This window comes from Micromonospora sp. WMMD1076 (genome assembly GCF_029581475.1).
Classification (GTDB): Bacteria; Actinomycetota; Actinomycetes; order Mycobacteriales; family Micromonosporaceae; genus Micromonospora; species Micromonospora aurantiaca.
Genome location: NZ_CP120862.1, coordinates 5,485,276 through 5,509,176 on the forward strand (window position 1 = coordinate 5,485,276; position 23,901 = coordinate 5,509,176).

General features: G+C 70.4%; 15 protein-coding genes. 6 read left to right on the forward strand and 9 right to left on the reverse strand.

The genetic code is table 11. The features are described from left to right. Positions 1-167: 167 nt before the first annotated feature. The 3 genes from O7622_RS24645 (at position 168) to O7622_RS24655 (ending at position 2,898) form a co-directional block, all read left to right on the forward strand. The gene (locus O7622_RS24645; protein ID WP_282310549.1) at positions 168-1,580 is read left to right on the forward strand and encodes an alkaline phosphatase PhoX; all 1,413 of its coding nucleotides are present in this window, start codon (positions 168-170) and stop codon (positions 1,578-1,580) included. Positions 1,581-1,732: 152 nt separating this feature from the next. Then, complete coding sequence (locus O7622_RS24650) at positions 1,733-2,320, forward strand: type II toxin-antitoxin system antitoxin SocA domain-containing protein (RefSeq protein WP_282310550.1); 588 nt, start codon at positions 1,733-1,735, stop codon at positions 2,318-2,320. Beyond that, the gene (locus O7622_RS24655; RefSeq protein ID WP_282310551.1) at positions 2,317-2,898 is read left to right on the forward strand and encodes a Fic family protein; all 582 of its coding nucleotides are present in this window, start codon (positions 2,317-2,319) and stop codon (positions 2,896-2,898) included. The genes O7622_RS24650 and O7622_RS24655 overlap by 4 nt, the downstream gene beginning before the upstream one ends. A gap of 31 nt (positions 2,899-2,929) precedes the next feature. On the opposite strand, the gene O7622_RS24660 is transcribed toward O7622_RS24655, so the two are convergent. Then, on the reverse strand, positions 2,930-3,187 hold the full coding sequence (locus tag O7622_RS24660; protein WP_282310552.1) for a winged helix-turn-helix domain-containing protein: 258 nt from the start codon (positions 3,185-3,187) through the stop codon (positions 2,930-2,932). 208 nt (positions 3,188-3,395) lie between these two features. On the opposite strand from O7622_RS24660, the gene O7622_RS24665 reads away from it, so the two are divergent. Together O7622_RS24665 and O7622_RS24670 are read left to right on the forward strand one after the other, a co-directional pair. After that, positions 3,396-3,758 carry a hypothetical protein gene (locus O7622_RS24665; protein WP_282310553.1) on the forward strand — a complete coding sequence of 121 codons (363 nt, stop codon included), beginning with the start codon at positions 3,396-3,398 and terminating at the stop codon, positions 3,756-3,758. Beyond that, positions 3,755-4,024 carry a hypothetical protein gene (locus O7622_RS24670; RefSeq protein ID WP_282310554.1) on the forward strand — a complete coding sequence of 90 codons (270 nt, stop codon included), beginning with the start codon at positions 3,755-3,757 and terminating at the stop codon, positions 4,022-4,024. The genes O7622_RS24665 and O7622_RS24670 overlap by 4 nt, the downstream gene beginning before the upstream one ends. Positions 4,025-4,062: 38 nt before the next feature. Here O7622_RS24670 and O7622_RS24675 read toward each other — a convergent pair whose 3' ends face one another. The 8 genes from O7622_RS24675 to gltB form a co-directional block, all read right to left on the reverse strand. Next, on the reverse strand, positions 4,063-6,147 hold the full coding sequence (locus O7622_RS24675) for an AIPR family protein (RefSeq protein ID WP_282310555.1): 2,085 nt from the start codon (positions 6,145-6,147) through the stop codon (positions 4,063-4,065). Between the two features lie 53 nt (positions 6,148-6,200). Continuing rightward, positions 6,201-7,706 carry a class I SAM-dependent DNA methyltransferase gene (locus O7622_RS24680; protein WP_282310556.1) on the reverse strand — a complete coding sequence of 502 codons (1,506 nt, stop codon included), beginning with the start codon at positions 7,704-7,706 and terminating at the stop codon, positions 6,201-6,203. Continuing rightward, positions 7,703-9,091, reverse strand: coding sequence for a restriction endonuclease subunit S (locus tag O7622_RS24685; protein WP_282310557.1), 1,389 nt, complete (start codon positions 9,089-9,091; stop codon positions 7,703-7,705). The genes O7622_RS24680 and O7622_RS24685 overlap by 4 nt, the downstream gene beginning before the upstream one ends. Then, entirely contained in the window at positions 9,088-12,579 is a 3,492-nt protein-coding gene (locus tag O7622_RS24690; RefSeq protein WP_282310558.1) for a DEAD/DEAH box helicase family protein, read from the reverse strand. Before O7622_RS24690 ends, O7622_RS24685 begins: the two co-directional genes overlap by 4 nt. 176 nt (positions 12,580-12,755) lie before the next feature. Then, positions 12,756-15,434 (reverse strand): hypothetical protein, encoded by a 2,679-nt coding sequence (locus tag O7622_RS24695; protein WP_282310559.1) that lies wholly within the window; start codon positions 15,432-15,434, stop codon positions 12,756-12,758. Between the two features lie 113 nt (positions 15,435-15,547). Beyond that, positions 15,548-16,333, reverse strand: a complete 786-nt coding sequence (locus tag O7622_RS24700) for an SGNH/GDSL hydrolase family protein (protein ID WP_282310560.1) — start codon at positions 16,331-16,333, stop codon at positions 15,548-15,550. Between the two features lie 378 nt (positions 16,334-16,711). Further along, the gene (locus O7622_RS24705) at positions 16,712-18,226 is read right to left on the reverse strand and encodes a glutamate synthase subunit beta (RefSeq protein ID WP_282310561.1); all 1,515 of its coding nucleotides are present in this window, start codon (positions 18,224-18,226) and stop codon (positions 16,712-16,714) included. Beyond that, positions 18,219-22,877, reverse strand: coding sequence for a glutamate synthase large subunit (gene gltB, locus O7622_RS24710; protein WP_282310562.1), 4,659 nt, complete (start codon positions 22,875-22,877; stop codon positions 18,219-18,221). Before gltB ends, O7622_RS24705 begins: the two co-directional genes overlap by 8 nt. A gap of 145 nt (positions 22,878-23,022) precedes the next feature. On the opposite strand from gltB, the gene O7622_RS24715 reads away from it, so the two are divergent. After that, positions 23,023-23,865: a GNAT family N-acetyltransferase gene (locus tag O7622_RS24715; protein ID WP_282310563.1), complete on the forward strand. Its 843-nt coding sequence runs from the start codon at positions 23,023-23,025 to the stop codon at positions 23,863-23,865. Positions 23,866-23,901 lie beyond the last annotated feature (36 nt).

The window sequence follows — 23,901 nt, forward strand, 5'->3', positions numbered from 1 at the left end:
TTTGCGATCGAAGGGAACCCTAACGGACGCGCGCCGCACCGGCACGGGCCACTCCGCACCGGGGATTCGTCCACTGTTCACCCGGCTACGGACGGGCACGCCGCACGCCGTTCCCCCGGCCCGGCTTGCCTTCCCCCAGGCAATCGTGCGCACAGGAAGGCGACGACGTGACCACCTCACCTCTCCCCCGGCGGTCCCTGCTGCGCGGCGGCGTGGCCGGCGGACTCGGCATCGTGGTGGCCGGCAGCCTGGAGGCGATCGCCGGACCGGCAGCGGCCCGGCCCGCGTGCCGCCCCGCCGTCGGCTACGGCGACCTGGTGCCGGACCCGGCCGGCCTGCTGGCGCTGCCGCCCGGTTTCTCGTACACAGTCGTGGCGCAGGCGGGCGCGACGCTGCTGGAGTCCGGGCAGCCCACCCCGAGCGACGCGGACGGCACCGGCTGCTTCCGCGGCCCGCACGGCTCGGTGCTGGTGAACAACCACGAGATCGGCGGCGACGAGCCGTACCCGGTGCCGGCGCTGCCCGGCCTCACCTACGACCCGGGCGCCCGCGGCGGCACCACCACCATCGAGGTGGACCGGCACGGACGGCGGCTGCGCGAGTACGTCGGCGTGGCCGGCACGCACAACAACTGCGCCGGTGGCATCACCCCGTGGGGCACGTGGCTGACCTGCGAGGAGACCGAACAGCGGGCCGGTGGGCGGTATCTGAAGGACCACGGGTACGTCTTCGAGGTCGACCCGCACGACAGGTCCGCCAACACCGGCCCGGTGCCGCTCACGTTCCTCGGGCGGTACTCCCACGAGGCGGTGGCCGTCGACCCGTACACCCACTCGATCTACCTGACCGAGGACGCGGGCGGGCCCAACGGCCTGTACTTCCGGTGGACGCCGCCGCCCGGCTTCCGGGCCGGCAAGGGCGCGCTGCGGGCGCTCGCCCAGCGGCCCGACGGCGGCACCGCCGGAAGTCTCGCGGCGATGCGCTGCCTGCGCGGCGACGACCACGTGGCCGACCTGTCCGAGGCCACCACGCCCGGCACCCGCTACCGGGTCCAGTGGGTCGAGGTACCCGACCGCGACGCCCGCACCGTGTCCGTACGCAAGCAGTTCACCGACGACGAGGTGACCCGCAGCCGCAAGCTGGAGGGCGCCTGGTGGGGCGACGGTGGCGCGTACTTCGTGGCCAGCTACGCCCGCCACGACGACGGCAGCGCAAACGAGCACGACGGCCAGGTGTGGTTCTACGACCCGCGCCGGCAGACCGTGACGCTCAAGACCATCTTCGGGGTGAACGCCGACCCGGAGGCCGACGACGGCAACTACGACGGGCCGGACAACATCACCGTGTCGCCGTACGGCGGGGTGATCCTGGCCGAGGACGGCGAGGGCGTGTCGCACCTGGTCGGCGTCACCGAGCAGGGCAAGGCGTACCCGCTGGCCCGCAACGAACTCAACGACAGCGAGTTCACCGGACCGACGTTCAGCGCGGACGGGAGGACGCTGTTCGCCAACATCCAGTCGCCGGGGTACGTGTTCGCGATCACCGGACCGTGGGGGCGGCCTGGCAACGGGCACCGCTGAGGCGGCGAGCGGCCGGCGGTTCCCGCTTGGCAGCCGCCGGCCGAGCAGTGCCGGTATGCGGCAGACGTCCCATTCGACACTGCTCCGCGGGTCGCCTGGCCAGGCGGATCATCGGTAGGCTCTGAGCAGGCCGATGAAGGAGGTGTCCCCCGATGGCCAACGCACACGACGTCGCCGCGGCAGTGCTCGCCGAGGTCGGTCGCGTCACGGCGATGAAGCTGGAGAAGCTCGTCTACTACTGCCAGGGGTGGCACCTGGCCCGCGCCGGAGCACCGCTGTTCGCCGAGCCGATCGAGGCCTGGCGGGAGGGTCCGGTCGTCCCCCTGCTCTACCGGCAGCACCGCCAGCAGCTCTACGTGTCGGATTGGCCACTCGGCGACGCCTCCCAGCTCACCGACGCCCAGCTCGACTGCGTCCGCTGGGTCACCCGCGAGTACGGAAAATTCTCGGCGGCCGAGTTGTCGACCATGACGCACAACGAGCTGCCGTGGCGAGCCGCCCGGGGGGCGCTGCCCGAGTCCGCCAGTTCCTCCGAACGTCTCGACACCGACCTGATGCGGACCTACTACGCGAGGCAGATGGCGAGTACGGAGACAGCAGTCGCCCTGGCCACTGCGAACGCCGCGATCGAGGGCGAGGAGTTCGACGAGGACTGGCAGGAGCGACTTCGTGATGTGGCCTCGGGTCTGGTGAGCGCTGAGGACCTGATCGCCGAAGAGATCGCCCGCCTGCGCGGATGACCGATCCGCACTGCTGGCAGGGTACGGACTGCCTGGCCAACAAGTTGGGCCTGCGGGATGCCGCCGCATTGCGCGACGTGGAGTTCCGGCTCGTCTCGATCCGGGACGTGCAGGCAGCCCGAAGCATCATCCCGGGAAACTACGGCCTCGGTCACCTGCAGGCGTTTCATCGCCATCTCTTCGGCGACCTGTATGAGTGGACGGGCCAGACCCGGACGGTCGACATCAGTAAGCCCGGGGCCCGCTTCTGCCACTGGCGGTTCATCGACGATCAGGTGAGCAGCGTCCTCACCGGACTGTCTGAAGACGGTTTCCTGCTCGGGCTCAGGCGCGAGGCGTTCGTCGAGTCGCTGGCCCACTACTACGGGGAACTGAACGTCTGCCACCCGTTCCGGGAAGGCAACGGACGGACCTTGCGGGCCTTCCTGCGGCAGCTCGGTGCTGCGGCCGGCTACCTGCTCGACTGGTCAGAACTCGACGCGGCGAACAACATCACGGCCTGCGCCCGGCACCTGAACACAGGCGAGACGGACCTTCTGGCGGCAGCGCTCGATCCGGTGTTCCGGCGAATGCGCTGAGCGATCTCGGTATCCACACCCATCCTGCGGATCAGCCAGACGTCGAACGCTCGGCGACGAACACGCCGACGCCGCCCACCCCTTCGAGCAAGCCTTCGATCTTCAACGCGTTGATCGCCTGGCGCACCACAATGGCCGAGACCCCGTGCTGATGGCACAGCTCGGAGGTCGACGGCAGCTTGTCACCCGGCACAAGAGCACCGGACTGGATATCGGCGCGGATGCCATCGGCGATCTGCGCCCACTTCGCTTTGGCGGGCATGGACAACTCCCAGGTCTGCCCGGCCATTCGATCACGTGAAACTTTATATAGCAAGCAATGTCCGGTTGACCCTTGCGCGATCGACACCTGTTATATAAGGTCATGCACGGCTGGCTCCCAGGTCTGCAAACCCGGAGCTGGTCTGTTCCCACCGCGCAGAGCGCTCGGCCGCCCATCCCCCGGACGGCCGCGCGTGCGCACCTGTCACCCGCACGTCGTACCGACGGGAGACCCGATGGGCGAGCGCACCGACGCCGCAGCCGCCGATGAGCCTTCGCTTCGATGCGGGACATCGAGGACGTCACCGAGCGCCCGTCCGATCAAGGCGGGCGACCTCCTGCGCCTCGGCCGCACGGCAAGCGTGCAGTTCTGCCGCCCGATAACCGTTCGCGTGATCCGGGAGATCGAGGATCTCCACACGTACGACGGCTGGGCGTGGCTCGAGGCGTACGAACTGAACGCCAAGGGCGACGCGGTCGCCAAGCGAGAGCTGTTCGTGTGGCTCGCCGGGCTGCACCGGGTGGATGCCAGTGCCGGGCAAGGCGCGGCCGTCGGCCACCGTGTTCGGACCGCCACCCGACCACGGGTGCCGGCATGAACACCGGCACCCGACCGCATCTGCCGATGCGCCCACTCTGGATCTGCAAGCGCTGCGCTCACCCGTGGCCATGCGCGGAAGCGCGGCTGGCGCTGCTCGTCGAGTACGCGAATGACCGCGTCGCACTGGCGGTCTACCTGTGCGAACAGCTGTACGACGCGGCCCAGGAGCTGCATCGCCTCAACCCGTACGAGGCACCGAGCCCGCAGACGCTGTTCGCCCGCTTCGTCGGCTGGGCACCGTTGCGCTCGCCTCTGCCTCCATGAGGACGGACACGCCACCCCTCCCCGGGCTCGATCCTGCGCTAATCGGTTTCGGTGGAACGGATATCGTCAGCAATTCCTGCGAGCGACCCCAGGCCGGGGATGAACCACCGTGTCGTGCCCTGCACAGCTCTCGGGGGCTCTCCGGGTGCCGCCTTTAACATTTGCATGGTCAGCCCCGTCGGCGAGTACTGCTTGTGATCCGCTGCCCAGAGCAGCGGGCGCCGCCGGTCGTTGACCCATGTGGCCTGCCCTCGCCTCGGGTCCCCGGCGATCCACGGCAAGAGTGCTTTGCGTTCCGGCCCGGTGACCGGTCGGAACTCAACAGGCGAGCCATCAGGCACCCGTCCCGAGTTCACGATCACGGCTACTGCCGCCGCCCTACGCTCGGTCTCCTTGGGAGCGGGCCGGTACTCGGCAGGGAGGTCCGGGCGAGCCCGACCGCTACGGATGGAATCCAATGCCAAGTTGATCAGATGACGGCATTTCTGTGGGTGCTTGAACGTCACCATGACGGAACTGTTCGGATACTCCGCGTCGAAGTGGTGGATGAGCCAGTCAAGTGCAGCGTCCGTGAGCGCCGGCACCCCGCGGATCACACGATCCCAGTCCTGATGTTGTTCATCCAACGGCTCAGCGCCGATCATCTGCATGACAAGGTGCACGGTGAGCAAATCACCGTGCTCGGCTACCTGCGCTGCTCTGCCCTCCCTCAGCTTGTTGCCCTCGCTCAGGTAAGCCAACACAGCCCTGAGGACGAGCACCGACCGCCAGACGCGGTAGGCGCTCGGCTGCGTGCCGAACAGCTGGTGGTAACTGCCGTGAGCGCCGAACTCCCACAGGAGTTCCTGGTTCTGCTTGGCGCGCATTGCCAGTTCAGGGTTCCGATGTGCGCAGGACAGGGCCGTGGCCGCCTCCACGATTGAACAGCCCGCGTCCGGCGAGGGATCCACATCGCCACGCTTGTAGACGTAGGTCTTGTGCAGCGACAGAGCGAAATCGTCACGAAGCCTCGCCTGCCGCTCGTCGAGTGCGGCGTAGTCACGGGCCTGGACCTGGTTCTGCGTGTTCGTCGCCTGCGTCACCTCCGTCGCGAAGCCTTCGGGACAGTCCTCCAGTGAGATCAGCCGGACCCAGACCCGGCCCACGCCGGCGACGTCAGGGGCTTGCCTGACCCCGGCGTGCACGGCGGCCACAGTCTGGGCGCCGTTGACCACCGTCGCGCCAGTCAGCACGAAGTCACCCGGGCCACCCGCCGCGTTGGCGAATTTCGCCGTACGCCGCACGCTGTCGCACAGCACGGTGATCCCGTTGTTGAAGTACCAGAAGTGGTCGGGGCGCTTAGTCAGGGTCTCGGTGATGCCGCGGTTAACGGTCGTCAGGCCGAGCGAGGTGCGGATGTTCTTGGCGAAGAGACGATCTCCGTGCTCGTCGTACCAGCCCGCGACGTCGCCGGCGTACATGGTGCCGTAGTACGCCTTGAATGGCTCCGGCACCGAGGCACAGCCGTCCAGCCGCGCGGTGAGGTCGATTTTCGCCTCACCAACGCCGGCCCGCACCAGGTCGTGAAAGTCCTTCAGCCCGAGAATCTTCACATCGGTCATCGGTTCGGTTTCCTGACACGCCTGGTTCAGGACGAAACCCACGGCGTCGGCGAGCGCCGGACGACCAAGCAACGCCACCACAAGTGTGATCTTGACGTCGCCATCGCCGAAGGCGCGATCCACCGTGTCCGCCAGCGCCTGGAACCGCTTGTTGAAGCGGGCGTACTCCTCCCTCAACAGCAGGTCGAAGCCCTGCTTGAACTTGAGCGCGCTGGCCTGGTCGAGGGAGGCGTTCCCCGTGTCACTCCATTTCGCCTGAACCAGCCACACGTGTGGCACGTCCTCACTGACCGCGACCGCGTCGATGCCCCAGTCATCGAAGCCGTCGATGACAGCCGTCGCGGCCTCGGCCGTTCCGGAGCCGGCGAGGTGCTGAACCGCCATCGCCGCCAAGGCCCGCGATAGAAACGCCTGTTCGCGGTGCCTCTCGGGGGCTTTGGCATCCACGTCGCTGAGGTCGATGTGCTCCTCGAACTGGCGCACGAGCGCTTCGCGCACATGCCGCACCTGAAGCGGGTTCATCTGCGATCGTCCTAACCACTGGGGTGACGGAGGGGAGTGTCGTCCTCGGCCGGCTACCGGCCTGGGTCAGCGGCGGTGGAGCGCCTGGCATTCAACGCGTCCGCGATCGCGGCGAATTCGACCAGGGCCGCTTGGAGATCCTCGACAATCTCCTGGGCGACCAACGCCGGCGCCAGAAGGGCGTCGGCGTCGTCCAGCGACGCGTCCCGGAGCCATGTGATATCGAGGTTGACCTTGTCCCGGGCGATCAACTCGTCGTACGAGAACGCGCGGAAGCGCTCGGTCTCGACCCGCTCGGCACGGTCCTTGCCGGGCAGGTAGCAGTCCACGAAGTCCTGGAGGTGCTCGCGCCGCAACGCGTTCTGCTTGAGCGTGAAGTGCTGGTTGGTACGGAAGTCGTACACCCACAGCTTCTGGGTCCACGGCTCCTCACGGGCACGCTTGCGCTCGAAGAAGAGCACGTTGGCCTTCACACCGCCCGCGTAGAAGATGCCGGTGGGCAGCCGCAGCAGGGTGTGCAGGTCGTACTGCTTGAGCAGTCGGCGGCGGATGGTCTCCCCCGCGCCACCTTCGAAGAGCACGTTGTCGGGGAGCACGACGGCGGCGCGACCGTCGATCTCCAGCAGGGAGGCGATGTGCTGGACGAAGTTGAGCTGCTTGTTGGCGGTCGTGGCCCAGAAGTCGCCCCGCTCGATCTCCCGTTCCTCGCGGCTGGACCGGCCGTCCTCACCGACGACCCGGATCGAGGAGCTACGGCCGAACGGCGGGTTGGCCAGCACCAGGCTCACCCGCCTGGCCGGCTCCTTGCCGAGCGCGTCCCCGACCGTGATGAGCGACGGCCCGTCCGGCGTGCCGATGCCGTGCAGCAGCATGTTCATGGCGGCCAGCCGGGCGGTGCCGTCGACCAGTTCGGTACCGGTGATCGCGCCGTGTGCGAGTCGCCGTCGCTGGTCGGGCGTGAGAGCGTTGCCGTGGTGCTGCTGAATGTGCTCGTAGGCGGCGAGCAGGAAGCCGCCGGTGCCGCAGGCCGGGTCGGTGATCGTGTCGTCCGGCGTGGGCAACATGCAGTCGACCATCGCGGCGGTCAGCGCGCGGGGCGTGAAGTATTGGCCCGCGCCGGACTTGGCATCCTCGGCGCCCTTGGCCAGCAACTCCTCATAGGCGTCGCCCTTCACATCGACACCGGTGCCCGACCAGGACTCCTTGTCAATCAGGTCCACGATCAGCCGCTTCAGTTTCGCCGGATCCTGAATCTTGTTCTGCGCCTTGCGGAAGATGGTGCCGAGGGTGCCGCCCTCCTTGCCCAGTCCAGTCAGGATGTGCCGGTACTGCACCTCCAGCGCGTCGCCTTCGGCATCGAGCAGGGTCTGCCAGCTCAGCTCGTCCGGCACGATCTTCTCGGGCCTCATCGGCCGACGTGCCCGCTCGTCGGCCATCTTGAGGAACAGCAGGTAGGTCAACTGCTCCACGTAGTCGATGGTCGAGACGCCGTCGTCGCGCAGCACGTCGCAGTAGTTCCACAGCTTCTGCACCAGCCGGCGCGAATCCACAGTGCTCACAGCGGCAGTGCCTCCTGCTGATAGTTGTCGCCGGTCACCCTGGTCGGCGGTGCCGCCAGCTCTTTTCGGGTACGCGTGGCGCGTGCTCTTTGCTTCGGTGCAACGGCTGCCCGTTCGGCTTGAATCCGGGCAAGCAACTCTGACGCCGGCTCGTCGTCTGGGTCCTGCGGCACGAGCCGGCCGGCAAACGCCTCCGCCAAGAGGGACGCGCGCAAGTTGTCGGCCTGCCGCTCGACCTGTCGGATCGCATCCGACAGGCGGTCGAGCCCGGCCAACACCTCCTTCGTCCGGCTCACAATCGCTCTCTGCTCCGCCAATGGAGGCACCGGAAACTCAATCGCCTTGAACCGGCCAGCGGACAGGTGGGCGATGTTCGTGGTGATCCGAACCTCCCGCGAGAATCTACCAGCGTGCATGTGTCGCCGGAAGACAAGAAGCGCCCACTCGGGATCGACTCCTTCGTCCGCCCGAAAACGCAAGAGACTGTTGGTGAACGCGACATCGGTCGGCACACCCCTATACATCGCCGGGCGACCCAGCAATTCAGGGCTCTGCCCTTCGTTCAAGAGAATATCCCCCTCGCGCAGGCGGAATTTCTCGAACACGGGCGGAGGAAAGTTCATCTCCATGACGTCCGTCAAATCAATACGGTCCTCGAAAACGTTTGCCACCCGGAGGTAGGGGCGCATGTCCGGCCCGCTATGCCAGTCGGGATGGCGCTGACGGCCAAGGTCAACCGAGCCCGCTTCCGCAACCGTGCACAGCCGCCAACCAGCAACCGGACGCAGAGGAACTGAATCGATCAGCAATCTCTTCTTGAGCCGACGAAGTCGAAGGCCAGCGGCCGACACCGACGACTTGGCCGCATCACATCGCGAAAGGTGATCTTCGAGGGCGGCGACAAGTCGATTCTGCTCGGCGAGCGGCGGCAAAAGAATTGGCAACTGCCGAAGTTGCTCCTGCGGGAGATGCTTAATCGTGCTTCCCGTCGCCCACGAATCCAAGACCTTGCGGCGGCTGAGATCCTCCAGCAGGTAGCGCAGATATAGCGGCTCTATAGCGCCGAGCGGACGAACTCTGTGTAGAGCTTTCTGAAAGGCAATGTATTCATTGCCGCCGCGCCAGACCGCGCAACGGCCAACTTCACCACCTTCACAAACAAGAAGATCGCCATCACGAAGCCGAAAACGCTCTTCTTGATCCGGCGAAATGTCCATAAAAAGCACATCTGACTGATCAATGCGCCCCCACTGAACGTTGATGTTACGAAGGTAGGGGCGCGGGTTTTCATCTGAGCTCTTACCTCTGTCGAGCATCTTCCCGAGAGAGGTATTGGCGATCTCTCCAAGTGTCGTCTTAATCCAGCCGACCGGCAGTTTGGTCATGCGGACAGCTCCTGGTTCAGCTCCGTCAGCAGTGGTTCGGCGCGCTCACCGAACGCGCCCGCGTACCCGTCGATCCCACCCCGCTCGCTGAACGGCGCGCCCTCCAGGTCGTCCGGGCCGATCTCCACGCTGACCGCTATCACGTCCTTGATCCTCTCCAGCCACCACGCCTGATCGGCAGTGAACGTAGCGCCCGCCTGCTCCTGTCGCAGCAGCCACCCACGGAAGCGCTCCTCGACCAGGCTGCGGTACGGACGCAGCTCCTGATCCAGCCCCAACTCATAACGCACGAGGCTGACAAGATCGGTGATGCCCCGGTTGCCGGGGGCCTCGGCGGTGCGCCCGAGCAGCACGTACGACTTCCACAGCGACTCCGGCGTCCACGCCTGCGGCGGCCGGGCGATCCGCGCGGCCAGTTCCTTGAGCTGCTCGTAGCCCACCCGGCCCCGGCCCTCGTAGAAGACCTGCAACGCAGTGATCTCGTCGCGGTGCTCCTCCAGGTAGTCGTGCCAGCTCTTCACGGTGACCTGGGCGCGTTCCTCGGCCGGCACTCCCTGCGCCGAGATGAGGCGATCGGCGTTCACCTCGTCGATGGTGATGTCGTGGGCCCGGCGGATCTCCAGGATGCGTTCCCGCAGCGGCGGGTTCGCGGCGAGCGGGCGCAGCGCGCCGGCCAGCAGGTCCCGCACCGCAGCCGGGCCGGCCTGGCTGGCCGGGTTGAGTTGTTCCGGGGCCACCGCGTCCGTGAGGCCGCGGACGATGTCCCTGAGCGGCTGACCGGCGAGGTCGGCCAGCTCGGCGCGTTCGTCATCGGTGAGCTGCTGGTTGAGCCGGGACAGCCGCGAGGCGAGCGTGGCCACCTCGTCGGCGTCGGCGGTCAGCGTGCCGGCCTTGCGGAGCAGGTCGCGCAGCGAGATCTGGCGTTCCGCGTGGCGTTGCAGCGGGACCGCCTCGTCCAGGTCGGCCTCGGTGACACCGACCGCGTCGACGATGACGAAGCGGTCCTTGACCTCTGCGTCGGGCGTGACGGCCTGGAAGTCGGCGGCGTCGATGGTGCGGGCGCCGCGCCCTTTCATCTGCTCGAAGTAGGTGGAGCTGCGCACCGGGCGCAGGAAGAAGACGCACTCCAGGGGCCGGACGTCGGTGCCGGTGGCGATCATGTCCACGGTCACCGCGATCCGCAGCTCGGGGCTGTTGCGGAACGCCTGGATCAGCGTGTCCGGGTTGTCGCCCTCGCGCCGCGAGGCGTACGTGATCTTCTTGACGAAGTCGTTGCCCCGGTTGAAGACGAGCCGGACCATCTGCACGATCTCCTCGGCGTGGTTGTCGTCCCGCGCGAAGATCAGCGTCTTGGGCACTGTCGACCGTCCCGGGAAGATCTCCTCGAAGAGCTTGTCTCGGAACGTCTCCAGCACCAGTTTGAGCTGACCCTTCGAAATCACCGACCGGCCCACCTGGCTGCCGCCGTACGTGAAGTCGTCCTCCAGCTCCTGGTAGCGCTCGGCGCGGGTGCGCCGGTCCCGCAACGGTACGACGGTGCCGGCCTCGATGTCCGCGCCGCTCTCGGTGATCTCCGTCTTGATCCGGTAGACGTCGAAGTCGACGTTGACCCCGTCGGCCACGGCCTGCTCGTAGGTGTACTCGGAGACCAGGTTCTGCTGGAAGAAGCCGAGCGTCTGTTTGACCGGCGTAGCGGTCAGCCCGACCACGAACGCGTCGAAGTATTCGATGACCGCCCGCCACTTGCCGTAGATCGAGCGGTGGCACTCGTCCACCACGATCAGGTCGAACGTCTCCGGCGGGAGCTGCGGGTTGTAGGCCACCTCGGCCGGCTCGTCCAGGTCGTAGCTGTCGTAGTCCCGGTCGTCCACGTCGACGTCGGGCAGCTCGACGCCGCGCAGGGCGCCGTAGAGGCGCTGAATGGTGGAGATGACCACGGCGGACGAGTAGAGCATGCCGGTGCCGGAGAGCCGGTCGACGTTGTAGAGGTCGGTGAACTTACGCCCGTCGTCGGGGGCCTGGTAACCGGCGTACTCGCGCAGCGTCTGCTTGCCGAGGTTGTTGCGGTCGACCAGGAAGAGTATCCGGGCGGCGCGGGCGTGCTTGAGCAGCCGGTAGCTGGCGGTCACCGCGGTGAAGGTCTTGCCCGCACCGGTCGCCATCTGGATCAGCGACCGCGGGCGGTCCTCGGCCAGCGACCGTTCCAGTCCTGCGACGGCGTCGACCTGCGCGGGTCGCAGACCGAGCCGGTCCAGCGCCGGCATCCGCCGCAGCCGGGCCCGCAGCGTCGGCACGGCCGGATCGTCGTCGGCCTCCCGCATCCACCGGGCGAGGGTCGCCGGCTGATGAAAGGCGAAGACCTCCCGGGTCCGCGGGAACGGGTCCAGCCGGTTGACGAAGGCGGTCTCCGTGCCGGTGGCGACGTACCCGAACGGCAACGGTTCGTCCCGCCGCCAGGCGCTGAGCTTCTGCGCCGGGGTCAGCCCGCTCAGGTAACGGTCGAGCTGCGCCTCGACTCCGCGCGGGGCGGTGCCCTCCCGCTTCGCCTCGATCACCCCGACAAGTCGCTGGTCCACGTAGAGCAGGTAGTCGGCGCGGCCGGTGGCGAGCGTCACCTCGCGGACGGCGACGCCGGTGGCCGCGAACAGGTTGATCTGGTTCTCGTCCTGCACCACCCAGCCGGCGGCTCGCAACTGCCTGTCGATCTCAGCCCGGGTCTGCACCTCGTTGAGCGGTTCGTGGGAGGCGCGGCGGGCACGGGCGATGAACTCCTCCCGCCGGGCGGCGGAGACCCGTGCCGGCTTCCGCTGCTCGGCGGCCCGCTGCGCCTCCTGCGCCGCCGGCTCCAGGCTCGCCACCAGGGCGGCGGCCTCGCCCTGGCGGGCGCTCGCCGCGTGGACCGCCTGTTCCGCCGCCGCCTGCGCGTCGGCCTGGGCCTGCACCAGGGACAGCTTGCCGTCGAGCAGCAGCTTGGTCTGCGCCAGCTCGTTCTTGTAGCGCTCAAGCTCGGCCGCAAGCGCCTCGGCGACGCTCTGGGGCACCTGCTGGGGAGGCGGCGTGGGCGGGACGAAACCGATCGGCGAGCGGTCGCCGGTCAACGCGCGATGGAACCAGACGCCCAGCTCGAAGCAGGTCCGCAGCAGCTCCAGCGCGGCACGCACCTCACCCAGGTGATCGTGTACGGCGCGGTTGCCCTGGTCACGCAGCCGGTCGAACGCGCGGTAGATCTCCGGGACGAGAGTGCCGTTGGCCTGGAGCGCCTGCACCCGGTGGAAGAACTTCTCCGACTGCGGCCGGGCGTCGGTGCGGCGCACCAGATCCTTCGCCAGCTCGTCGCCGAAGGCGCGGATCTTGAACATCGCCGCCTGCGCATCGACGTAGACGAGCAGTTCGGCTCCGGCGCCGTACCAGACCAGGAGTGGATGATCCTTGAGGAAGCCGAAGTTGGCGGACTGCTCTGCCAGCCGTCGTACCTGTCGCTGATCCACAGCTCTCCACGCGCGTCGCCGGGGAATGAACACGTCAGGATAGGAACGATCGATGCTTCACGCAGCACAATCGAATGCCGGAATCAGGTATCCGACAGAATCCGCTGAGCCCTTCGTTCCCGTGGATCTTGGTACGCGGGCGCCCCTGGCGGGGCGTGCGCGTACCAAGATCTCGCCTAGCGTGGTGCGGCGCGGCAGCCGGGATCGGGGGCGGCGTCGGCTACGCCGCAGTGGAACACCTCGACCGGGGCGGCGTCCACGTCGGGCACCTTCGCCACGGTGAGCAACGCCAGCCGCTTCGCGACCGGTTCGCCGGAGTCCGGGGCGTACCGGATGAGGCCGCTGACCCCCGGGTAGCCGCCGGCGGCGTTCTGCCGCAGCACCTCGGCGTGCACCCCGACCGGGTTGACCGAGCGGGGCTCCCAGCGGCGGCCGGTGTCGGCGTGGCGCAGCCGGGCGGCGAGGCTCTCCAGCGCGCGTACCGTCATCATGGTGGCGTCGTAGGCCAGGCTGACCCGCTCGCCGACCGGCGGGCCGGTCCCGGCGCGGCATCGGGGCGGGTCGAGCAGGCCGTCCGCGCCGATCCAGGTGAGGAAACTGCCCCGGGCGTCGTCGCGCCCGGCCTGCGCGGCCCGCAGCGACGCGCAGGTGGCCAGCGCGGCCTTCGACACGTACGTGACCGGCAGGTTGCCCGGCGCGCTGGCGCGCAGCCCCGGGTTGGCCATGTAGCGGTTCACCGAGTCGTCGGCGACCAGGTGCCGGGGCGGGTTCGCGCCGCACTCCTTGAGCGCGCGCATGAACCCGTCGAACTCCGACCAGCGGCCGGCGAAGAAGAGCATTCCCGGGTAGCCGCACTCCTGGGTGAGCCGCCGCCCGCTGCGCCACTCGTCGAGCCGGGTGATCCGGTCGCCGAAGCGTTCCCGCAGGCCGTCGACGAGGGTGGCGACGTACAGGTCGTCGGCGAGCGAGCTGCCCTCGCCGGTGGTCCAGTAGACGTGCGCCTCCCCCACCCGCAACACCTGCCGGGCGTACGCCTCGACCATCCGGGCCTGGTCCCGGTTCGGCGCCGACATGGCCAGGTAGAGGCTGGAGTTGGCGTCCATCCGGTCGGCCGACAGCGTGGGGGCGAGCACCGGCAGGCCGACCCGGTTGAGTTCGCGCAGCGCCGCCGCCGTGCTGGTGCGGCTGTCCACCAGCCCGACCACGCCGAGCACTGTGGGGTCGTCGCGGGCCAGCCCCTCCAGCATCCGTACCGCGTCGTCGGCGTGCCGCATCTGCCGCCCGGCGTTCGCCACCACGATGTGCAGCAGCGCCGCGTCGTCCGCCGCCGCCGACTCCTGGAGCAGGGCGTACTGGGCGGTGGCCATGCCTTCCAGTTCCTCCCGCTCGGAGACGTAGGACTCCTCGTCCGTGCGGGTCCGGTTGCCGGTGAGGCTGCCCAGGTAGACCAGCGTCAGGTAGGGGCGGCGGTGCTCGCTGCGCCGCCACACCTCCTCGGCGGCCCGGTTCTGGGCGAAGATGCGCCGCTGCACGGCACGCAGCCGGTCCTGCCCGGGTTCGCTGTTGAAGACCTGCCCGGCGGTGTCGCTGTAGCCGACGCACTCGCCGCCGACGAGCCGGACGGCGACCCGGTCGGTGGGCCAGGGGCGGCAGTCGGGCGCCCACCGCCCGTGCGCCCACACGCCCAGCCCGGCGACGAGCGTCAGGGCCACCGCGGCGGGCAGGAACCGCCGTGCCCACCAGGGCGGGTCGGGCGCGACAAGAGCCGGCGGAACGCCGCCCACCGGGACGTCGACGTCCCGGTCGTCCGCCTCCAGCAGCATCAGCCAGGCGCCGGGGCGGCGCAGACGGCGGTTCTCCGGCAGCGCCTCGGCCCACTCCTCGTACGCCTCCTCGGCCTCGGCCAGCGGCCGGGAAGCGGCCGGTTCCGGCGGCGGGTCGGCGGCGACCGCGACGACGAGCAGCGGGTCGTTGCGGCCGGTCTCGTTGCGGACCTCGTCGACGAGCCGGACCAGCGTGTGCCCGACGTTGTCCGGCCGCGCGCCGTCGAGCACCAGCACCGGATAGGCGGTGCGGCGCCAGTCCCCGGGCCGCCAGAACCGCCGCCGGTACGCCAGGCGCAGGTCCTCCAGGAACGCGTGCAGCAGCAGCTTCTCCACCTGGGCCGGGTGTTCGCCGTCCCGCCAGCCGGCGGTGAGCCGCTCGGCGAAGCCGAGGAATGTCACCGACTGCCGAGGCGCCAGGTACTGCTGGCGCATGAACCAGCGGTACTGCCGTCCGACGAGCGGCACCCGGCCGGAGACGGCGATCCGGAACACGACGCTGGGCACGGCCCGCCACAGCAGCCAGAGCAGCACGTGCAGCGCGGTGCCGAGGCCGGAGTCGCCGCCGACCTGCGGGTCCTCACCGGTCCGCCGTCCCCGCCAGTCCCGCAGCCGGCGTACCAGTGCGGTCCGGCCGCTGTCGGCGGCGTCCAGGTCCACGGCGAGCGTCTGGTGCATCAGCCAGTCGGCCAGCGGGTAGTGCCGGAACCGCAGCCGGGGGGCACCGAACGCCTCCACCGACAACTGCCGGTGCAGCTCGCGCAGCACGGCCGCGACGTCGTCGCCGGCCGGCCGGCCGGTCAGGTCCAGCACCACGTGCGGCACCCGGCGCCCGGCCCTGCGCGCCGCGAAACGCCGCAGCAGGGCCGCGACCGCGCCGTCCCCGGCGGGCCGGACCAGCCAGAGCAGCGGGAGGCGGCGGTCGCCGCGGCGGGGACGCCGCAGCAGCCGGGCCAGCAGGGTGAGTAGTTCCGGGCCGCCGGCCGGGAGCTGCTCCCGGACCGGCCGCGGCCTGGTCGCCGGTTCACGCATGGTCACCTCCGGGTGACACGGGGTGTCGCACCATTGTCGACGCTCGGCGCAACCCGGCAGGGCGGGGCCCCGCTCGACGGACGGGTGTCGAGCGGGGCCCCCTCGCGTGCGGATCAGCCGATGGCGGCGGTCAGCGCGGCCAGGTAGCCGTAGCGGTAGCCGTTGGCGTTCGGGTGGTACGCCTCGATGACGCCGCTGACGTCGCGGATCCACGGTTCGGCGGCGCACACGCCGTGCCCGGCGAAGTACGGCCGCGCGTCGACGAAGGTGCCTCCGGCCGCGGTGACCCGGCCGGCGATGACGCCGTTGAGCGTGTCGGCGGCCTGGTTGAGGATGGTGCGCTTGTAGCTGCTCATGGCGAGCAGGCCACAGGAGCCGGTCTCGAACAGCCGCGGGTAGCCGAGCACCACCAGCCGGGCGTTCGGGGCCCGGTTGCGGATCGCGGTGTAGGTGGCGTCGAGCCGGCCGGGCAGCGTCGCGGTGGCGAACGCCTTGGACTCGTCGACCGCGCTCTCGCAGCTGGACGTGCTGCCGAAGCGGCAACTGGTCATCACGTCGGCGAAACCGGCGTCGTTGCCGCCGATGGTGATGGTGACCAGCGTGGTGCTGCCGCTGAGCTGGCCGACCTGGTTGTTCAGCACGTCGGCCGTGACCGCGCCACCGCAGGCCGGGAACTTGAAGCTGGTGACCGAGTGCGCCGCGGCCCAGAGCGGGGCGTACGCCTTCTGGCTGCGCAGGCAGGTGGACAGGTCGTACGGGCCGGCGCCGACCCCGGAGGAGTAGGAGTCGCCGAGGGCGACGTAGTTGACTGTGGCCGCCCGGGCGGCGCCGGGCAGGAGCACGGCGCCGAGAACGGCCGCCAGTACGGCGGCGAGCGCGGTACGGACGCGACGGGACATGACAGAGCCTCCACGGGGCAGGGTGGTGGAGCCCGTTGACCGCGCGCGTGGCCGAGGGATCGGTGCTGTTACTGGTCGGTAATGCTATCGAAACATTCGCAAGAATTGAATAGCCGAGATCGGCCGGACGAGACCGATACGTTCACATGCGTCGATTAGGTTGGCGATGACGACACCCGCCCGCCGAGCGGATCTCCGGACGGGATCTCGACGCGGTGTTCACCACCTGGCTGTTCACGCCCGGCCGGCCCGACGTGGCGACCACCGCGCGGACGACAACTGCACCGGCGCAGCCGGCCTCGTGGGCGAAGATCCGGGCGGCGGATGTTAAGAGGGGCCCCCTCCTCTACCTGAGGCGTTAAGAGGGTGCCCTTCCTTTCACCTGGCGGCGAGCGGCTGGCGGGCCGGGTCGACCGGTGCGGGCAGCTCGCCCACCCCACCCAGGTACGCGTGGATCGCCGCCGCGGCGGCGCGCCCCTCGGCGATCGCCCAGACGATCAGCGACGCGCCCCGGTGCATGTCACCGGCGACGAAGACACCGTCGGCGGCCTGCCAGTCGGGGCCGGAGTCGATCGCGCCCCGGCCGTTGCGGGTCACCCCGAACTGGGCCAGCAGGGGCTGCTGCTCGGTGCCCTCGAAGCCGATGGCGAGCAGCACCAAATCGGCCGGGATCTCCCGCTCGGAGCCGGGTAGTGGGGTGACGATGCGGCGACCGTCCACCTTCTCCACAGTCACCTCGGCGATCCGGACCGCGCGGACCCGGCCGGTGCCGTCGTCGACGAACTCCTGCACGGCGACGGCGAAGACCCGCTCGCCGCCCTCCTCGTGCGCCGGATAGTTGCGCAGCAGCCACGGCCAGGTCGGCCACGGATCCCGGGCCGGGTCGCGCTCAGTGGGCGGCTGCGGGTAGAGGTCGAGCTGGTGTACGCCGGCCGCGCCCTGCCGGTGCGCCACGCCGAGGCAGTCCGCTGCGGTGTCGCCACCACCGATGATCACCACGTGCTTGCCGGCGGCGTCGATCGGCGTACCGTCGGGCAACGTCGCGAGGGCGGGCCGCCCGTCCCCGGCGGCGGCCACCACCCGGTTCGCGGCGACCAGGTGCGCCATCGCCTGGTGCACGCCGCGCAGCTCCCGGCCGGGCGTGCCCGGGGTGTCCCGGCCCTGCAACGCGCCGCAGGCCAGCAGCACCGCGTCGTGCTCGGCGCGCAACTGCTCGGCGGTCACGTCGACGCCGACCTCGACACCGGTCCGGAACCGCACGCCCTCGGCGGTGAGCTGGGCCAGCCGCTTGTCGATGTGCTGCTTCTCCAGCTTGAAGTCGGGGATGCCGTAGCGGAGCAGGCCGCCGATCGCGTCGTCGCGCTCGTACACGGTGACCGTGTGACCGGCGCGGGCGAGCTGCTGCGCGGCGGCCAGCCCGGCCGGGCCGGAGCCGACCACCGCCACCGACCGGCCGGTCGGGGTGGAGGCGGGCCGGGGCCGCAGGCCGTCGCGGGCCACCGCCGCGTCGGCGATCTCCACCTCGACCTGCTTGATGGTGACCGGCTGCTGGCCGCCGAGGCCGAGCACGCAGGCCGCCTCGCACGGCGCCGGGCAGAGCCGGCCGGTGAACTCGGGGAAGTTGTTGGTGGTGTGCAGCGACTCCACCGCGGCGTCCCAGTTGCCGGTGCGGACCAGGTCGTTCCAGTCCGGAATACGATTCGCGAGAGGACAGCCGGCCGTGTCGCTGTGGCAGAACGGGATGCCGCAGTCCATGCACCGGGTGGCCTGCTCGCGGATCAGCTCCTCACCGGCCGGCGGGTAGACCTCCCGCCAGTCGGAGATGCGCACCGGCACCGGACGGCGGGCCGGCAGCCGCCGGTCGTAGCGCAGGAAACCGTTCGGGTCAGGCACGAGCCACCTCCTGGGCGACCGCCCGGGGCGCGGGCGGTACCGGAGCGGGAGAGAGGGCACTCATCACCGCGTCGTCGACGTCTCGGCCGGCGGCTTCGGCGGCCCGCATGATCTCCATGACCCGGCGGTAGTCCCGGGGCACCACTGCGGTGAACTCCTCCACCACCTGCGGCCAGCGCTTGAGCAGGTCCTCGGCGACGGCCGAATCCGTCTCGGCAAAGTGCCGCTGGACCAGCTCGTGCAGCCGGTCGCGCTCCTCGTCGCGCAGCGGCGACAGGTCGACCAGCTCGGCGTTGACCAGCCGCCGGTCGAGCCGGTGCACGAACGCGGTGCCACCGGACATGCCGGCGGCGAAGTTGCGCCCGGTCGGCCCGAGCACCACCACCGTGCCGCCGGTCATGTACTCGCACCCGTGGTCGCCGAGGCCCTCGACCACGGCCACCGCGCCGGAGTTGCGGACCGCGAACCGCTCCCCCACCCGGCCGCGCAGGAACACCTCGCCGCCGGTGGCGCCGTACAGGATGGTGTTGCCGGCGATGATCTGGTCCTCGGCGCGGCGGCCCGGCGCGGCGTCCACGCCGACGAACGGCGCGTCGGCGTCCGGCCGGACCACGACCCGGCCGCCGGACAGTCCCTTGCCGACGTAGTCGTTGGCGTCGCCGTACAGGCGCAGCGTGACACCGCGCGGCAGGAACGCGCCGAACGACTGGCCGGCGGTGCCGCGCAGCCGGAACTCGATCGTGTCGTCGGGCAGGCCGTCTCCGCCGAAGCGGCGGGTCACCTCGCCGCCGAGCATCGCGCCGACGCTGCGGTGCTCGTTGCGGACCCCGACCTCGACCCGGACCGGGGTACCGTCGCGCAGCGCCGGCCCGGCCAGCTCGACGAGCCGGTTGTCCAGCGCCACGTCGAGGCCGTGGTCCTGGGCGCGTACGCCCCGGCGGGCCGCGCCCTCGGGCAGCTCCGGCAGGTGCAGCACGCGGCTCAGGTCGAGCCCGTGGCCCTTCCAGTGGTCGATCGCGCCGGCCACGTCGAGCAGCTCGGTGTGGCCGATCGCCTCGTCGATGCTGCGGAGGCCCAGCTCGGCCAGGTAGCCGCGGACCTCCTCGGCGAGGAACAGGAAGAAGTTCTCCACGAACTCGGGGCGGCCGGTGAAGCGCTCGCGCAGCACCGGGTTCTGGGTGGCGATGCCGACCGGACAGGTGTCCAGGTGACAGACGCGCATCATCACGCAGCCCTCGACGATCAGCGGCGCGGTGGCGAAGCCGAACTCCTCGGCGCCCAGCAGCGCCGCGACCAGCACGTCCCGGCCGGTCTTGAGCTGGCCGTCGACCTGCACCGTCACCCGGTCGCGCAGCTTGTTGAGCAGCAGCGTCTGCTGCGCCTCGGCCAGGCCCAGCTCCCACGGGGTGCCGGCGTGCTTGAGCGAGTTGAGCGGGGACGCGCCGGTGCCGCCGTCGTGCCCGGAGATCAGGATGACGTCGGCCTTGAGCTTGGCCACACCCGCCGCGACTGTGCCCACGCCCACCTCGCTGACCAGCTTGACGTGCACCCGGGCGGCCGGGTTGACGCACTTCAGGTCGTGCACGAGCTGGGCCAGGTCCTCGATGGAGTAGATGTCGTGGTGCGGCGGCGGGGAGATCAGGCCGACACCCGGGGTGGCGTGCCGGGTGCGGGCGATCCACGGCCAGACCTTGTTGCCCGGTAGCTGCCCGCCCTCGCCGGGCTTGGCGCCCTGCGCCATCTTGATCTGGAGGTCGTCGGCGTTGACGAGGTATTCGCTGGTCACGCCGAACCGGCCGCTGGCGATCTGCTTGACCGCGGAGCGCCGCGCCGGGTCGTGCAGCCGCTCGACGTCCTCGCCGCCCTCGCCGGTGTTGGACTTGCCGCCGAGCCGGTTCATCGCGATGGCGAGCGTCTCGTGCGCCTCCGCCGAGATCGACCCGTACGACATGGCGCCGGTGGCGAACCGCTTGACGATCTCGGTGGCCGGCTCGACCTCGTCCAGCGGCACCGCCGGGCGTACGCCGGTGCGCAGCGTGAACAGCCCGCGCAGCGAGCCCGCCTGCGCGGCCAGCTCGTCGACCTTGGCGGTGTACTGCCGGAACACGTCGTACTGGCGGCTGCGGGTGGCGTGCTGGAGCAGGAAGACCGTCTCCGGGTTGAACAGGTGCAGCTCGCCCTCGCGGCGCCACTGGTACTCGCCGCCGACCTCCAGCCGGTCGGTGGCCTGCGCGCCCGGCGCGGGCCAGGCCCGCGCGTGCCGGGCCGCCACCTCGGCGTGGATCTCGGCCAGCCCGATGCCGCCGATCGTGCTCGGCGTGCCCCGGAAATACCTGTCGACCAGTCGGGTGTCCAGGCCGACCGCCTCGAATACCTGCGCGCCGCAGTACGACGACACGGTCGAGATGCCCATCTTGGACATGATCTTCAGGACGCCCTTGCCGAGCGCCTTGACGTAGTTGCGAACCGCCTTGACCCGGTCCACGCCGGCCAGCACGCCGGTGGAGATCATGTCCTCGACCGACTCGAAGGCCAGGTACGGGTTGACGGCCGCCGCGCCGTACCCGATCAGCACGGCCGCGTGGTGCACCTCGCGGCAGTCGCCGGACTCGACGACCAGCGCCACCTGGGTGCGGGTCTGCTCGCGGACCAGGTGCTGGTGCACCGCGGCGGTGAGCAGCAGTGACGGGATCGGCGCCAGGTCGGCGTTGGAGTCGCGGTCGGAGAGCACCAGGATGCGGACGCCGTCCTCGATCGCCTCGGAGACGTGCCGGCAGATCTCGGTCAGCCGCGCCTTGATGCCGGCGCCGCCGTCGCGGATCCGGTACAGGCCGGAGACCCGGACCGCCTTGAAGCCGGGCAGGTCGCCGTCCTCGTCGATGGACAGGATCTTGGCCAGCTCGTCGTTGTCGATCACCGGGTACGGCAGCACGATCTGCCGGCAGCTCGCCGGACCCGGGTCGAGCAGGTTGCCCTCCGGCCCGATGGTGGACGCCAGGCTGGTCACCAGTTCCTCCCGGATGGCGTCCAGCGGCGGGTTGGTGACCTGCGCGAAGAGCTGGTGGAAGTAGTCGTAGAGCAGCCGCGGCCGGGTGGACAGCGGGGCGATCGGCGTGTCGGTGCCCATCGAGCCGATCGGCTCCGCGCCGCTGCGGGCCATCGGGCCGAGCAGGATCTTCAGCTCCTCCTCGGTGTAGCCGAACGTCTGCTGACGGCGGCGTACCGAGTCGTGGGTGTAGACGGTGTGCTCGCGCGGCGGCAGGTCGTCCAGCTCGATCAGGCCGGCGTGCAGCCACTCCCCGTACGGCTGCTCGGCCGCCAGCTCGGTCTTGATCTCGTCGTCGGAGACGATCCGGCCGTTGACGGTGTCGACCAGGAACATCTTGCCCGGCTGGAGACGGCCCTTGGCGACCACCGTGGCCGGGTCCAGGTCGAGCACGCCCGCCTCGCTACCCAGCACCACCAGGCCGTCGGCGGTGTGCCACCAGCGGCCCGGCCGCAGGCCGTTGCGGTCCAGCACCGCGCCGACGATCTCGCCGTCGGTGAACGCGACCGACGCCGGGCCGTCCCACGGCTCCATCAGGCTGGCGTGGAAGCGGTAGAACGCGCGCTTGTCGGCGCGCATGTCCGGGTCGTTCTCCCACGCCTCGGGGATCATCATGAGCACCGCGTGCGGCAGGCTCCGCCCGGCCAGGTGCAGCAGTTCGAGCACCTCGTCGAAGTTGGCCGAGTCGGACGCGGCGGGGGTGCAGACCGGGAAGACCCGGCGGATGTTGCCCGGGATGCTCGGGCTCCGGAGCAGGGCCTCGCGGGCCTGCATCCAGTTGCGGTTGCCGCGGATCGTGTTGATCTCGCCGTTGTGCGCGATGAACCGGTACGGGTGCGCCAGCGGCCAGGACGGGAACGTGTTCGTGGAGAAGCGCGAGTGCACCAGCGCGATGGCGCTGACCACCCGCTCGTCGGTCAGCTCCGGGTAGAAGGCCGGGAGCTGGTCCGGGGTGAGCATGCCCTTCCACACCATGGTGCGGCCGGACAGCGACGGGAAGTACGCCGGCACGCCCCGCTCGGCGGTCTCCCGCTCGACCTGCTTGCGCAGGCAGAACGCCACCCGGTCCAGGTCGAGCCCGGTCAGCGGGGAGCCGGCCGGGCCGTCCGGCGAGCCGGTCAGCCGGTGCGCGGCCACGAACAGCTGCCGGACCCGGGGCATCGCCGCGAGCGCGGTCTCGCCCAGGCCGGACGGGTCGGTCGGCACCTCGCGCCAGCCGAGCACGTCGGCGCCCTCGACCAGCGCGTACTTGTCGACCACCTGGCGGGCGCGGGCCTCGGCCGCGTCGTCGTCGGGCAGGAACACCAGGCCGGTGGCGTACTGGCCGGCCGGGGGCAGCGGGAAGTCGACTGTGTCGCGCAGGAACGCGTCCGGCACCTGGATCATGATGCCGGCGCCGTCCCCGGTGTTGTGCTCCGCGCCCCGAGCGCCCCGGTGGTCCAGCCGGCACAGCGCCCCGAGGCCGTTCGCGACGACCTGGTGCGAGCGCCGCCCGTGCAGGTCGGCCACGAAGGCCACACCGCAGGCGTCGTGCTCGTACGCGGGGTCGTAGAGCCCGGTCGTGGGTGGGGCCGGCTGCGGGCTATGAGGGTACGGAAAGGCCACCGGGCCTCCTGTCGTCACTCAGGATGGATCATGATGGGGACGACGTCGGCCCTCTGCGGTTTATTGAGTCTACGTTAGGGCTTCCGGCGCAAGGCCAGTTCAGATTGATCACACTTCCAGATGCTGGGACGTGTAGTCTCGCGCGGTGGATCTCGCACGCGCTGACGTACTCGACCGGTTGGAGCGGTTCTACGACGCGGTGCCCCGCGACGGGGCCCGGACCGAGGATCACGGCGCCCTGGTGCTGTTCGTCCGCGACGGCGGCGGATGGCCGTTCTACGCCCGGCCCCGGCTCGACGCCACCGGGGCGCCCACGCTCGCCGACGTGACGGCGGTCCGCGCCCGGCAGCGCGAACTGGGCCTGCCCGAGGCGTTCGAGTGGGTGCACGAGCACCAGCCCGACCTGCTGGCGGTGGCCCGCTCGGCCGGGCTCAGCGTGCTGGAGGCGCCGCTGATGCTGCTGGAGCCGGAGCGGCTGCCCGGTCCGGGGACGTTCAGCGACGTACCGGTGCGGGTGCTGGACCCCGGCGACCCCGGCTTCGCGGCGGACATCGCGCTGCGCCGGGCGGTCGCGGCGGTCGGCTTCGCCAACGGCGGCACCGCCCGCGGCGACGCCGGACCGGCCGAGCGGGACGCCGCCCTCGCCCAACTGGACGTGGCGGCGCTGGAGGAGGAGGCGACCCGGGTCGCCGACGGACGGCGCGTCTCGGTGCTCGCCGAGGTGCCCGAGGAGGGCGCGCTCGCCAGCGGGATGGCGATGCGGGTCGACGACGTGGCGGAGATCGCCGGGGTGGCCACGCTGCCGTCCGCACGGCAGCGCGGGCTGGGCGCGGCGGTGACCGCCACGCTCGCGCGGGAACTGCGCGCCGCCGGCACCGACCTGATCTTCCTGAGCGCCGGCAGCGAGGACATCGCCCGCGTCTACCTGCGGGTCGGATTCCGCCGGATCGGCACCGCCTGCATCGCCGAGCCCGCCGCCGTCATCTGACTACCGACCCGGCTGCCGGGCCGGTCCGGTCGCCCG